This is a genomic window from Caulobacter segnis (assembly GCF_003243465.1).
In the GTDB taxonomy this organism is placed as follows: Bacteria; Pseudomonadota; Alphaproteobacteria; order Caulobacterales; family Caulobacteraceae; genus Caulobacter; species Caulobacter segnis_A.
Genome location: NZ_QFQZ01000051.1, coordinates 1 through 12,174, shown reverse-complemented (window position 1 = coordinate 12,174; position 12,174 = coordinate 1). Strand labels below are relative to the sequence as shown.

The following is a 12,174-nucleotide window of genomic DNA, read 5'->3' as shown; positions in this document are numbered from 1 at the left end:
GCGCTATAACGCACCTGCGAAAACGAAGGTTGGACTGCTCGTTCCAATTTACAAAGGGGTCTAAGTATGACCGATAAAGCCACGCTGACGATCGGCGACAAGAGCTACGACCTGCCGATCCTCAAGGGCAGCACGGGTCCGGACGTCCTCGACGTCCGAAAGATCTACGGCGAAAGCGACCACTTCACCTTCGATCCGGGCTTCACCTCGACGGCGTCCTGCGAAAGCAAGATCACCTATATCGACGGCGACGCTGGCGTTTTGCTGCACCGCGGCTATCCGATCGACCAGCTGGCCGAGAACTCGTCGTTCCTCGAGGTCTGCTACCTGCTGCTGAACGGCGAACTGCCCAAGGCGGACGAGTTCGCCAAGTTCGAGCACAACATCACCTACCACACGATGCTGCACGCGCAGTTCGACCGGTTCTTCGAGGGCTTCCGCCGCGACGCCCACCCGATGGCCGTGATGACCGGCGCCGTGGGCGCCCTGTCGGCCTTCTACGCCGACAGCATGAACGTCGACGACGCCCGTGAGCGCGAGATCAGCGCCCATCGCCTGATCGCCAAGATGCCGACGATCGCCGCCCGCGCCTACAAGTACACGGTCGGTCAGCCGTTCGTGTCGCCGCGCAACGACCTGTCGTACTCGGAAAACTTCCTGCGCATGTGCTTCGCCGTGCCGGCCGAGGACTGGAAGCCGAACCCGGTGCTGACCCGCGCCATGGACCGAATTTTCATCCTGCACGCCGACCACGAGCAGAACGCCTCGACCTCGACGGTCCGCCTGGCCGGTTCGTCGGGCGCGCACCCGTTCGCCTGCATCGCCGCCGGCATCGCCTGCCTGTGGGGCCCGTCGCATGGCGGCGCCAACCAGGAAGCGCTGGAGATGCTGGAGACCATCGGTTCGGTCGACAACATCAAGGACTACGTCCAGGGCGTGAAGGACCGGAAGTACAAGCTGATGGGCTTCGGCCACCGCGTGTACAAGAACTTCGACCCGCGCGCGAAGGTCATGCAGAAGACCGCGCACGAAGTGCTGGGTCAGCTGGGTCACAACAACGACCCGCTGCTGAACGTCGCCCAGGAACTGGAAAAGGTCGCCCTGAACGACCCGTACTTCGTCGATCGCAAGCTGTACCCGAACATCGACTTCTACTCGGGCATCACCCTGCGCGCGATGGGCTTCCCGACCAACATGTTCACCGTGCTGTTCGCACTGGCCCGCACCGTGGGCTGGATCAGCCAATGGAAGGAAATGTTCGAGGATCCGACCCGCAAGATCGGTCGTCCGCGTCAGCTCTACACCGGCGCCACCCAGCGCGATTACATCCCGGTCGAAAAGCGCTAAGCGCTGCGGTCAGGAGCTAGATCAGGCCCCGCTTCGGCGGGGCCTTTTTCGTTTCCGCGCGTCCCGTCTCGGCGATTGAGCAAGAAGCCCATAACCTCGGCGACAGCGCGATAGAGGGCCTCAGGGATCTCCTCGTCCATATCGACGGTCGCCAGCGCCTGCGCCAGCACCGGATCCTCCTCGATCTTTACGCCGCGCTGGCGAGCCGTCTCAATGATCTTCTCGCCGGCGCCGCCCAATGCGGAAGCAATCGCGCGGGGAGCGCTCGGGTCCTCGTGCAAGGGGGCGACCGCGATACGCGGACGGGCGCTGGCTCCAGATATGCCGGTCATGAAGCCTGATCCACGAAGTGACCAAGGGCGCCAGCGTCCTTGACGGGGGGCGGGCCCGAATGAATGGCGATCTCCGGTGTCAGTTGCGCCTGACGAAGCGCTGCGCCCAGGCTCTCCTGGCTCGCACGCAGGCTGGCGACGATCTCGGACCGCGCTGCCCAGAGGGACACGCGCGCTCGCTTGCCCGCCAGCGTGATTAGCGCATGGACTGGTCCCAACGGTTCGACATCGATCGAGAACCGGACGCGATAGGTGCGTTCGGCCGAGCCGGTGGCCGGCCCGCCGCCGTCGCGGGTGATCTCGAACTGAGCCACGGCGACGCCCTGCGGCGTCACGAACGGCAGGTCCAGGTTCAGGCGCGCCGACGGGGTCCGCGACTCGCCGGTCTCCGGGTCCTGATGGACCTCGCGCAGCGAGGCGATCTGCATCAGTACCTGGCGGGAAAGAGCGGCGCTGACACCCTTAAGGAGACGACGCACGATCTCCTCGGACGAGGCCCCGGCCGGAAGCTGGGAAGGCGTCGGCCGCTGCCCCGCCATCGGCCCGTCTGCGAACGGCGGCGGCGGTGTCGAGGGCTTCTGCGGCTCGATAGACGCCCCGCCATAGCCTCGGACGGCCAGCGGCGCGAGCGCTGGCCGGTTGTTCGCAGGAGACCCCTGCGCCAAGTCTAGCAAACCGAGCGCTGAAGACGCGGGCCTGGCGGACTCTGCAGACGGCGCAGCCTTAGAAGGGGCGATGAAGGCGGCGAAGCGCGGTTCGACCGCGTCATCGTCGTTCGTCGACGGCCCGGCGGAGCGCGCGTGAGCGCCGGATACATCCGCATCGCGCTCGCCCCACCGCGGGGTCGTCCCTGCTGGAGGGGACGCCTCGGAGAGCAGGTCGGCGCCCAGGGGCTCCGATGGCGGACGATGCAGGCTCTCCATCGATCGCGCTGGCGTCAGCGGGGTGAGCGCCGTGCGCGCCAGCCAGCCGCTCAGGGCATCCTTGAACACCAGCAACCCGGCCTTGAGGTCGGTTTCAGGACTCCCGGCCAAGGGCTCTCCATCGGGCCCAGACTGCGCGCCTCTGGCCAAGCGCGCCTCGAGGAACACGCCAGACTGCTCGACCGCCGTCCTGAGCCCCTGGGCTGTCGACATCTCAGCCGCGCGCGGAATCCGCGCCAGCAGAGCCTCACCGACGCTTCGCACCTCGAGAGGCGTTTCAGGATGTTCGAGCATGGCGGCGACGTCAGCCATCAGCGGCGCCAAGCCTGCCTGCCTTGGAACCGCCTCCGCGGCCGCGATACGAACGGCCCGCATTAGCCGTGTTTCCGTCGACGGAGGCCGCGCAGCCCAGGCGTCTGAGCCGCTGTCACGCGCGGGGCCAGCGACCATGGCGCGTCCGGCGTCCCGATCGCCCGCCTTGTCGGCGAGCTCGACGCCCTCACGAGACTCACCCGCGGTCGGAGCGCCCACAGGCTCGCCTAAGGCGTGGGTCACGTTCGCGAGGGCGGCGCGTGCTACGGCCTGCAGAACGACCGAATGCGGCTGGCTCCCGGGCGGCGCGGCGGGAGAGATCGGGGTCAGGGGCGCGGTCGGGTTTATGGCCACGACGCCGGCTCCGTGAGGGACGTTGTCCAGAGATTAAGACTCGGACGTAAACCGAGGATTAACCTTGCAGTGCGCCGCGCCGGCTCAAGAAATCGATCATCGCGGTCGCAGCCGCCTCGGATGGATCGGGCATGCCGCGCCCCATCTTGTCGAGCGCCTCGTACTGCTCGGATGTCTGGCGGACTCGACGCTCTGGATCGTCAAGCAAGGCGCCGACCGCGCGCGCCAAGCTTTCGCCTTCGCAAGCGTCCTGGATGAACTCCGGGGCGACGGCCCGGCCGGCCGCGATGTTGAACAAGGTGATCCAGCGCGGCTTCATCAGGCGCTTGAGAATGGCGTAGGTGACCGCGCCGGTCTTGTATCCGACGACCATGGGACGACCGGCCAGCGCCAGCTCCGTGGTCACGGTGCCGCTGCAGGCCAGCGCGACATCACCGGCGACAAAGGCGTCGTCCTTGAGCTGCTCGTCCTCGACCACGTGGGCGCGGAAGGGCCAGCCCGCGACCCGGGCCTTAACGGCCTCGGCGACGGTGTAGGCGGCGGGCACGACCACGGTCAAGTCCGGGCGATCGGCCTTCAGACGATGCACGGCGTCCTCGAACGCAGGCATGACCCGCTCGATCTCGGACGGGCGGCTGCCCGGCAGGACCAAAAGCATCGGCTCGTCTTCGCCCAGCCCGATGGCGGCGCGAAGACGTTGCGCGTCAGCCTTGTCGAAGCGCTTGGCCAGCGCCGAGTTGCCGACGAAGACGTTCTGAAGACCGGCGGCGTCGAAATAGGCCTTGTCCATGGGCTGGATCGACAGCAGCAGATCGACCGCTTTCGCCAAGGTGCGCGCGCGAGCAGCGTGATAGGCCCAGACCTGCGGGGCCACGTACTTCACCAGCGCGATGCCGGGATCGGCTTTCCTGAGGAGCTTCGCCAGCCGGATGTTGAAGCCCCAGCTGTCGATCAGCACCGCGACATCCGGCTTTTCGCGGACCGCGAGCGCCACGGTGTCGTTGAGCCGCGCCTTGACCGTCGGATAGGCCTTTAGCCCTTCCCAGATGCCCAGGATCGACAGCTGGGCGATGTCGAACGGGCTCTTGATCCCCTGCTCGGCCATCTTCACGCCGCCGACGCCAACAAAGGTCACGCGGTCGCCGAGACGGGCTCGCAAGGCCTTGGCCAGGGACGCGCCGAGCGCGTCGCCCGAAGCCTCGGCCGCCACCAGCATGACCTTCAGGGGAGCGGTCACGCGTCGCCTCGTGGATCGACCCCCAGCACGAAGAGACCCAACTCATCCGCCGCCGCGACGACGGCGTCGCGATCCACGACCAAGAGACGGCCAGCCTCGCCGACGACGCCGGCCAGCCCCGCCCGCGCGGCGCGCTGCAGCGTGGCGACGCCGATGGTCGGCAGGTCGACCTTGGTCTCCTGGATCGGCTTGGGCGCCTTGGCCAGCACGCCGCGTGGACGTTCGGCGCACCCCCGGATGGCCTGAGGCAGGTCTGCGACCCGCCGGAGCATGGCGTCGGTGCCTTCCTGGGCCTCCACGGCCAGCACGAGGCCGTCGCAGACGACAGCGCCCTGCCCAACGTCCAACCGGCCGATCTCGCGCGCGACCATCAGGGCCTTGTCGATGTCGGCCATATGCTCGGCGCTAGGGTAGAAGCGGCCCAGACGGCCCAGCGGCAGGGTCATCTCACCGACGACCTCGTGCGCGCCTTCGATCTCGAAGCCTTCCTTCTCGAACTCGTCCAGCACGCGGCGCAGAAGGGCGTCATCGCCCTGGCGCGCGGCCATGATCAGGCCCGGCACGACCTTGAGGCCGCGGGCGTCCGGCATGAGGGTCGCGAAATCCGGTCGCTTCACATCGCCGGCGAAGCAGACGACCTCGCAGCCCGCGGCCTTCAACGCCTTGAACACCTTGCCGAACTCGCCGAGCCCGACATCGATGCCCGGATAGCGAGCCAGGGCGGGGTCGGCGAAGCTCTTAAGCCGCATGACCGCGAAAGACCGTCCCGCCGCCTCGCAACGGGCGGCGAGCTCGACGGGCAGCGCCCCGCCGCCGGCGATCAGACCCAGCTTACGCATGTCGTGAGCCTAAACTTCCCGCTCGGGCAGGCACAGGGGGCGGTTGGCGTCGGCGCGGATGAAGTCGACGATTTCCATCACCTCGGGGTTGCCGGCGTGGATTTCGGCCACATCCTCCAGGCGCTCCTGGAAGGTGCCTTCGTCCGCGAACAACAGGCGGTAGGCTGCACGCAGCGCGTTGATGGTCTCGCGCGAGAAGGCGCGACGTTTAAGGCCGACCAGATTCAGGCCCTCGAGGTGGGCGTGGTTGCCCCAGACCGAGCCGTACGGGATCACGTCCTTAGTCACGGCCGCCAGGCCGCCGATGAAGCTGTAGCGGCCGATGCGCGAGAACTGGTGCGCGGCGGCCAGGCCGCCCATGAACACGTAGTCGCCGATCGCGACATGGCCACCCAGGGTCGCGCCCTTGGCGAGCACGACGAAGTCCCCGACGGTGCAGTCGTGGGCGACGTGCGAGCCGACCATGTAGAGGCCGTCCGATCCGATCGTGGTCACGCCCTTCCCCGAGGCCGTGCCGGTGTGCATGGTCACGTGCTCGCGAATGATGTTGCGAGGGCCGATGACCAGTTCGGTGCGCTCGCCCTTGTGCCCCAGGTGCTGAGGCGGACCGCCAAGGTTAGCGAACGGATGCACGACGCAGCCCTCGCCAAGCGTCGTCGCGCCTTCGACGACGACGTGCGACAGCAGGTGAACGCCCGCGTTCAGGGTCACATCGGGGCCGACGATGCTGTAGGGGCCGATCTCGACATCCGACGCGATCTTGGCCTCGGGCGCGACCAGCGCGGTGGGATGGATCGTCATGCCTTGGGTCCCGTCTCGACCACCATGGCGGCGAACTCGACCTCGGCGGCCACCTTGTCGCCAACCTTGGCGACGCCCTTGAACTTGAAGATCGACGAGCGGGCGCGCAGCACCTCGACTTCCATCCGCAGCACGTCGCCCGGACGGACCGGCGTGCGGAAGCGGGCGTTGTCGACCGACATGAAGAAGATCGTCTTGCCCTCGGTGTCGACTTCCAGAGACTTGCTCATCAGCACCGCGCCCGTCTGGGCCAGGGCCTCGATGATCAGCACGCCGGGCATCACCGGATTGCCGGGGAAGTGACCCTGGAAGAACGGCTCGTTGACCGTCACGCACTTGATGCCGACGATCGACTTGTGGGCGTTATAGTCCTCGGCGCGATCGACCAGCAGGAACGGGTAGCGGTGCGGAATGCGCGCCAGGATTTCGGCGATGTCGATATCGATCGACGCCGCTTGTTCAGTGGTCTGGCTCATTCGTCGCCCCTTGTCACTCGGCCGCCCGCCTTGCGCGACAGCCAGGCGGTCTCCCGCAGCCACCGCTTCAGCGGTCGCGCCGGGAATCCCGTCCAAGTTTCACCTTTCGGCACGTCCTTGAACACCGAGGCGGCCGCCCCGATGCTCGCACCCGAGCCGATATTCAAATGGTCGGCCACGCCGGCCTTGCCGCCGAAGGCGACGCCGTCGCCCACCGTCGTGCTGCCGGAGATGCCGGTAAACGCGGCCAATACTCAGTTACGCCCGATACGGACGTTGTGAGCGACGTGGACCAGATTGTCGATCTTGGTGTTCTCGCCGATCGTCGTATCCGAAAATGCGCCGCGATCGACGCAGCTGTTGGCGCCGATCGTGACATTGTCCTGGATGATCACCCGCCCTAGCTGGGGCAGATCGACCATGCCTCTGGGCCCCAGCGCTGCGCCAAAGCCCGCCTCGCCGATCACGGCCCCGGCGGAAATGGACACGCGGTCGCCGATCAGCGCAAAGCCGATGACCGCATTGGGTCCGATCATGCAGTCGCGGCCGATGACGACTCCGGGGCCGATCACGGCGCCGGGCGCGATCCGCGTTCCGCGCCCGATGCGAGCGCCTCGCCCCACCGTCACGCCGGGCGACAGCCGAACACCGTCCTCAAGGATGGCTTCGCCATGCAGAGGGCTGGACGCCGGCTCGTGCCGAAGGGGCTCGTGGAGGCGTGCCGCCGCCGCCGCCCATGCCGCCTGAGGATGCCGGGTGATCAGCGCGGCGCAGGTGGCCGGAAGAAAATCACGATGCTCCGGCCGCACAAAGCATGCGCCCGCGCCGGTCGCGGCGGCGGCGTCCTTGCGCTTGGCGTCGGAGAAGAAAGTGATCGCCTGGGGGGCGGCGGCGTCGAGCGGCGCGACGTGGGCGATCTGGCGGTCGCCCAGGGCCGCGTCCGCCAGTTCGGCGGCGCCGGCCCGGGCCAACTCGGAAAGCGATGCCGGACCCAGGCTATCGAAGAAACGCGGGTCCGGCATGGCTCCTCACGGCGAATACGATTCCCTTAGGTAACCCCAAAGGAGACGATTCGCTTACTTATTGGACGGCTGCAGAGCTTGAGCGCCCGGGACCTGCTGGTCCAGGCGTTCACGATCGAAGGTCAGCGTCTTGATGCGGGCGTCCAGGGCGGTGACGACGGCGTCGGTGATGTCCATCGCCGGGTTGGCGAACATCACGGACTCGCGGTCCAGCAGGATGCTGCACTTCTGCGCCTGATACACTTGGGTGATGGGCGTGTTCAGCTCTTGATAGACCCGCGACAGCGCCTTTTGCTCGGTCGCTTCATATTCCTTTTGGCGCAGCTGGGCCTTGCGCTGCCAGGCGTTGGCCTTGACCTGCAGGGCGGCGCCTTGCTGCTCCTGGGCGTCCTGGGCCAGGGTGGCCCGCTTGGCTTCGAGCGCCTTGGCTTCGGTTTCAAGCGCGCTGCGCTCGCCGTTCAGCTCGGCTTGCACCTGCTGGGCGATGGTCTTCAGGCGCGCGTCGACCGCCTTGCCGACCAGCGATTGGCCGACAGCGCGCTTGTCGGAGAAGATGCAGACGCCCGGCAGGGCCGGACCGTGGGTCACGGCCGGAGCCGCGGGGGCCGCGGCGGCGGGAGCCGTCTGGGCCGAGGCGCTGGTCGCGATGGCGAGGGCGACAACGCTGGAGGCGGCCGCGGACAGGAACTTGGACATGTCTATTGGAACCTTGTGGAGGTGGAGAACCGGAACGTTTCGGTTCGGTCGTAGCTTTCCTTGGCCAAAATACGGCTGATATCGAATCGAATGGGCCCCATGGGGGATTTCCAGTCGATCGAGATACCGGCCGAGGCACGCAGGCCGAGGTTATCCTTGATGTTGGGATCGAAGACGCCAGGCGACTTCTGACGATCCACATCGTCCAGCAGACCCGCCGTACCCACGTCGCTGAACAGGGCGGCCTTGATGCCGTACTGCTCGGGCAGGAAGGTCGGGATGGTCAGCTCGAAGGTGCTGATGGCGTAGAGCTTCGCGCCCATCGAGTTGTTCGTGCTCGAGATGTCGCGCGGGCCGATGCCTGCGATCTCGAAGCCGCGGAACGAGGTGCCGCCGCGATAGAAGCGGTCGTTGATGCGGACGTTGTCGCCGCCCCAGCCCTGGATATAGCCGAAAGAGCCGGTGGCGCTGAACACCAGGTCCTTGGTGAAGCCCCAGTACCAGCCGGCGTCGGCTTCGGTCTTCAGGTACTTCACGTCGCCGCCGATGCCGGCCAGGTCCTGATTCAGATCCGCGAACCAGCCGCGGGTCGGGTTGATCGGGTCGTTGCGCTTGTCGATGCGCAGGCCATAGCCGATCATCGAGGTGATGTAGGCGCCGCGTTGCAGGCAGAGGATCTGCGAGACCGAGCCGCTGGTGCAGAGGCTGTCGGCGACGCTGACGTCGTCCTGGCGAACCGTGTAGCGCAGGCTCATCGAGGCGTCGTTGGTCAGCGGGAAGCCGAAACGCACATCGCCGCCGACCGACTTGGTGTCGTAGGCCGCGTAGTCCGACAGGTCATAGCGGAAGGTGTAGAGGTTCACGCCGGCCACGAGATTGCGGCCCAGGAAGCGCGGCTCGGAGAAGCCGAAATCGACCTGCTGGCGCAGCGAACCGACCGAGGCGCGGGCCCGGAAGTTCTGGCCGCGACCGCGGAAGTTCCGCTCGGTGATGCCGACGTCCAGCACCAGCTTGTCGACCGAGCTGTAGCCCGCGCTGAACGAGAGCTCGCCGGTGGGCTGCTCTTCCACCTTCACGCGCAGGTTCGTGCGGTCCGGCGCCGAGCCGGGGGTGTCGTCGATATCGACTTCCTTGAAGAAGCCCAGGCGACGGATGTTGTTCTTGGAACGGTCGACCAGCACGCGGTTGTAGGCGTCGCCCTCGGCGACTTCCAGCTCGCGGCGCAGGACGTAGTCGAGCGTGCGGGTGTTGCCAACGATGTCGATGCGATCAACATAGACACGCGGCCCTTCACGGACCTGGAAGACCACGTCGACGGTCTTGGTCTCGCGGTTGGGCACGTAGCGCGGACGCACGTCGACGAAGGCGAAGCCGGCGGCGCCGGCCGCGAAAGTCAGGGCGTCAGTGGCCTGCTCGATCTTCTCGTCTTCGTACAGCTGACCGGCGCGGATCGGCAGGATCTGGGCCAGCAGGTTGCCGTCCAGCTTCTTCAGCTCGGTTTCGACCGTGACCTTGCCGAACTTGTACTTCGGACCTTCATCCAGCGTGTAGCTGACCGCGAAGCCGTTCTTGTCCGGCGCCAGCTCGGCGACCGACGAGATGACGCGGAAGTCGAAATAGCCGCGGTTGCGGTAGAACTTCCGCAGTTGCTCGCGATCGTATTCGATCCGATCGGGGTCGTAGTTGTCGTTGCTGGTCAGGATCTTGTACCAGCGGCTTTCCTTGGTGACGATGACGTCGCGCAGGTCGTTGTCCGAGAACTCGGAATTACCCAGGAAGTTGATCCCCAGCACGCCGCTCTTGGGGCCTTCGCTGATCTCGAACACCAGGTCGACGCGCTTCTGCGGCAGTTCGACCACCTTCGGCGTCACGGTCGCGGAGATGCGGCCCGAACGACGATAGAGTTCGATGATGCGCTGGACGTCGGCCTGCACCTTGGCGCGGGTGAAGATGCCGCGCGGACGGATCTGGACCTCGTCCTTGAGCTTGTCCTCCTTGAGCGAGGAATTCCCCTCGAAGACCACCTGGTTGATGATCGGGTTTTCGACGACCTTCACCACGAGGTCGCCGCCTTGCATGTCGATCTTGACGTCGGCGAACAGATCCGTGCGCGCCAGGGTCTTCAGCGCCAGGTCGAGGCGCTGCGAATCGACCGTGTCGCCCGGCTGGATCGGCAGGTAGGACAGCACCGTGCCCTGCTCGATCCGCTCATTGCCCTGCACCACGATACGCTGCACCACCCCGGTCTGGGCGGCCTGGGCGAAGGCCTGATGCGGAGCCACCAGGGCCGTCGAGCCGAGGAGCAGCGCCATACCCGTGGCGAACGCGGCGCTTTGGGCGCGGAATCTGTTCATTTGACCAATCATGGACGGAGGGCGGGCGTTCACGTGAACAGGCCGCCGATGAATTTGAACACGTCGTAGCGGTTGAGGTCGTTCCACGCCGCGAACAGCATGAAACCCAGGATCAAGGCAAGCCCCGCGCGGAAACCGGCCGCCTGAAAGTCCGCCCGCAAGGGTCGACGGGCGACCGCCTCATAGGCGTACATCAGCAGGTGGCCGCCATCCAGGACGGGGATCGGCAGCAGGTTCATGAAGCCTATGCTGACCGACAGGCTGGCGATCAACAGCATCGACGAGACGAAGACGCGAAGCGCCATGGTCGCCATGTCCGGCGCGCCGGCGGCGCTGGCCTTGGTGACGGCGCCGGCCGTGTGGCCGATGCCGATGATGCCGCTGATCTGATCGGCGGGCAGCTGGCCCGTCACCAATCGTCCGAGATAGAAGCCGATCGTCTTGATCATGCTCCAGACCTCAACGGTGGCGTCGGGAATGGCGGTCAGGAGGCTGGATTTCTCGAGGCGCGAGACGCTGCCCAGCACCACGCCCATGCGGCCTTCCTTGATCCGGCCGCGGATGTCGTCGCGGCTTTCGGAGAGGGCGGGAACGACGGTGACGTGCTGGACGCGCCCCGCCCGCTCGATCGTCAGATCGACAGGCATCCTGGCGCGCAGGGAGATGTAGGCGCTGACGTCGCCAGCCCCTCGGATCGGCGTCTTGTCAGCCTTCAGCAGGATGTCGCCGGGCATCAGCCCCGCTTGAGCCGCGGGCGAGTTCGGCTGCACCTGACGCACGGTGGCCTGGCCGCGCGGGTTGCCGATCACGACCAGGAACACCGCCATGATCAGGATCGCCAGGACGAAGTTCGCCATCGGACCAGCGACGGCGATCAGCGCCCGCTGCCACACAGGCTTGAAATGGAAGTAGCGGTTGACGGCCGCCTCGCCCTCGCGCGCGATGATAGCGCGCTTCATGGCCGAAAGGTCGTTCTGGTCCGGCACGCTGGCGGCGTTCTCGTCGCCCGAAAAGCGGACGTAGCCGCCCAGCGGAATGGCCGCGATGCGCCACTCGACGCCCTGCTTGTCACGCCACGAGACCAGCGCCCGCCCGAACCCGATCGAGAAGCAGTCGATGGCGACGCCGCAAGCTCGCGCCACCCAGAAGTGGCCAAGCTCGTGGATGGTCACCACGATGGACAGCACGAAGACCGTGGGAATGATGTAGAACAGCACGTCGGTCATGAAATGGCCGGGTCTCCCGATCAGCGCCGATGCTTTTGCGCGACAACCTCGGCCGCAATGCGGCGAGCGCTGGCGTCAATCATCATCGCATTGTCGACGGCGTCACCTTCCGCCCCGGAGAGCCCACCAAGACTGTTCATGCGCTCAAGGGTTCCCGCCACCGCCGCGGCAATATCGAGAAAGCCAATCTTGCGGTCAAGGAAAGCCTCGTCTGCGCCGGTCCGGCGCTTCTGGCGATCGCCAAGGCCGCGGGCG

10 protein-coding genes and 2 pseudogenes are annotated in these 12,174 nt (G+C 66.6%); 1 reads left to right on the top strand and 11 read right to left on the bottom strand.

The annotated features are described in order from the left end of the window. The first annotated feature begins 66 nt into the window (after positions 1–66). A complete protein-coding gene (gene gltA / locus DI526_RS15365; protein ID WP_304279702.1) occupies positions 67–1,347 on the top strand; it encodes a citrate synthase in 1,281 nt (426 codons plus the stop codon). On the opposite strand, the gene DI526_RS15360 is transcribed toward gltA, so the two are convergent. From DI526_RS15360 to DI526_RS15310, 11 genes and pseudogenes are all read right to left on the bottom strand, one after another. Next, entirely contained in the window at positions 1,344–1,628 is a 285-nt protein-coding gene (locus DI526_RS15360) for an EscU/YscU/HrcU family type III secretion system export apparatus switch protein (RefSeq protein ID WP_304279700.1), read from the bottom strand. The two genes, gltA and DI526_RS15360, sit on opposite strands and share 4 nt — an antisense overlap. A gap of 47 nt (positions 1,629–1,675) precedes the next feature. Next, positions 1,676–2,914 carry a flagellar hook-length control protein FliK gene (locus tag DI526_RS15355; protein WP_304279697.1) on the bottom strand — a complete coding sequence of 413 codons (1,239 nt, stop codon included), beginning with the start codon at positions 2,912–2,914 and terminating at the stop codon, positions 1,676–1,678. Between the two features lie 412 nt (positions 2,915–3,326). Beyond that, positions 3,327–4,505 carry a lipid-A-disaccharide synthase gene (gene lpxB / locus DI526_RS15350; protein WP_304279694.1) on the bottom strand — a complete coding sequence of 393 codons (1,179 nt, stop codon included), beginning with the start codon at positions 4,503–4,505 and terminating at the stop codon, positions 3,327–3,329. Beyond that, positions 4,502–5,344: an LpxI family protein gene (locus tag DI526_RS15345; RefSeq protein WP_304279691.1), complete on the bottom strand. Its 843-nt coding sequence runs from the start codon at positions 5,342–5,344 to the stop codon at positions 4,502–4,504. Before DI526_RS15345 ends, lpxB begins: the two co-directional genes overlap by 4 nt. A gap of 9 nt (positions 5,345–5,353) precedes the next feature. Next, positions 5,354–6,145 (bottom strand): acyl-ACP--UDP-N-acetylglucosamine O-acyltransferase, encoded by a 792-nt coding sequence (lpxA, locus tag DI526_RS15340; protein ID WP_304279688.1) that lies wholly within the window; start codon positions 6,143–6,145, stop codon positions 5,354–5,356. Continuing rightward, complete coding sequence (fabZ, locus tag DI526_RS15335) at positions 6,142–6,621, bottom strand: 3-hydroxyacyl-ACP dehydratase FabZ (protein WP_304279684.1); 480 nt, start codon at positions 6,619–6,621, stop codon at positions 6,142–6,144. The genes lpxA and fabZ overlap by 4 nt, the downstream gene beginning before the upstream one ends. Then, positions 6,618–7,643 (bottom strand): annotated as a pseudogene (gene lpxD, locus DI526_RS15330) (UDP-3-O-(3-hydroxymyristoyl)glucosamine N-acyltransferase). Before lpxD ends, fabZ begins: the two are co-directional and overlap by 4 nt. Before the next feature lie 54 nt (positions 7,644–7,697). Beyond that, positions 7,698–8,339, bottom strand: a complete 642-nt coding sequence (locus tag DI526_RS15325) for an OmpH family outer membrane protein (RefSeq protein WP_304279681.1) — start codon at positions 8,337–8,339, stop codon at positions 7,698–7,700. Between the two features lie 2 nt (positions 8,340–8,341). Then, positions 8,342–10,705, bottom strand: coding sequence for an outer membrane protein assembly factor BamA (gene bamA / locus DI526_RS15320; protein ID WP_304279679.1), 2,364 nt, complete (start codon positions 10,703–10,705; stop codon positions 8,342–8,344). Between the two features lie 17 nt (positions 10,706–10,722). Further along, positions 10,723–11,919, bottom strand: a complete 1,197-nt coding sequence (locus tag DI526_RS15315) for an RIP metalloprotease (protein WP_304279676.1) — start codon at positions 11,917–11,919, stop codon at positions 10,723–10,725. A gap of 20 nt (positions 11,920–11,939) precedes the next feature. After that, positions 11,940–12,174: pseudogene (locus tag DI526_RS15310) on the bottom strand (hypothetical protein); the annotation flags it as partial.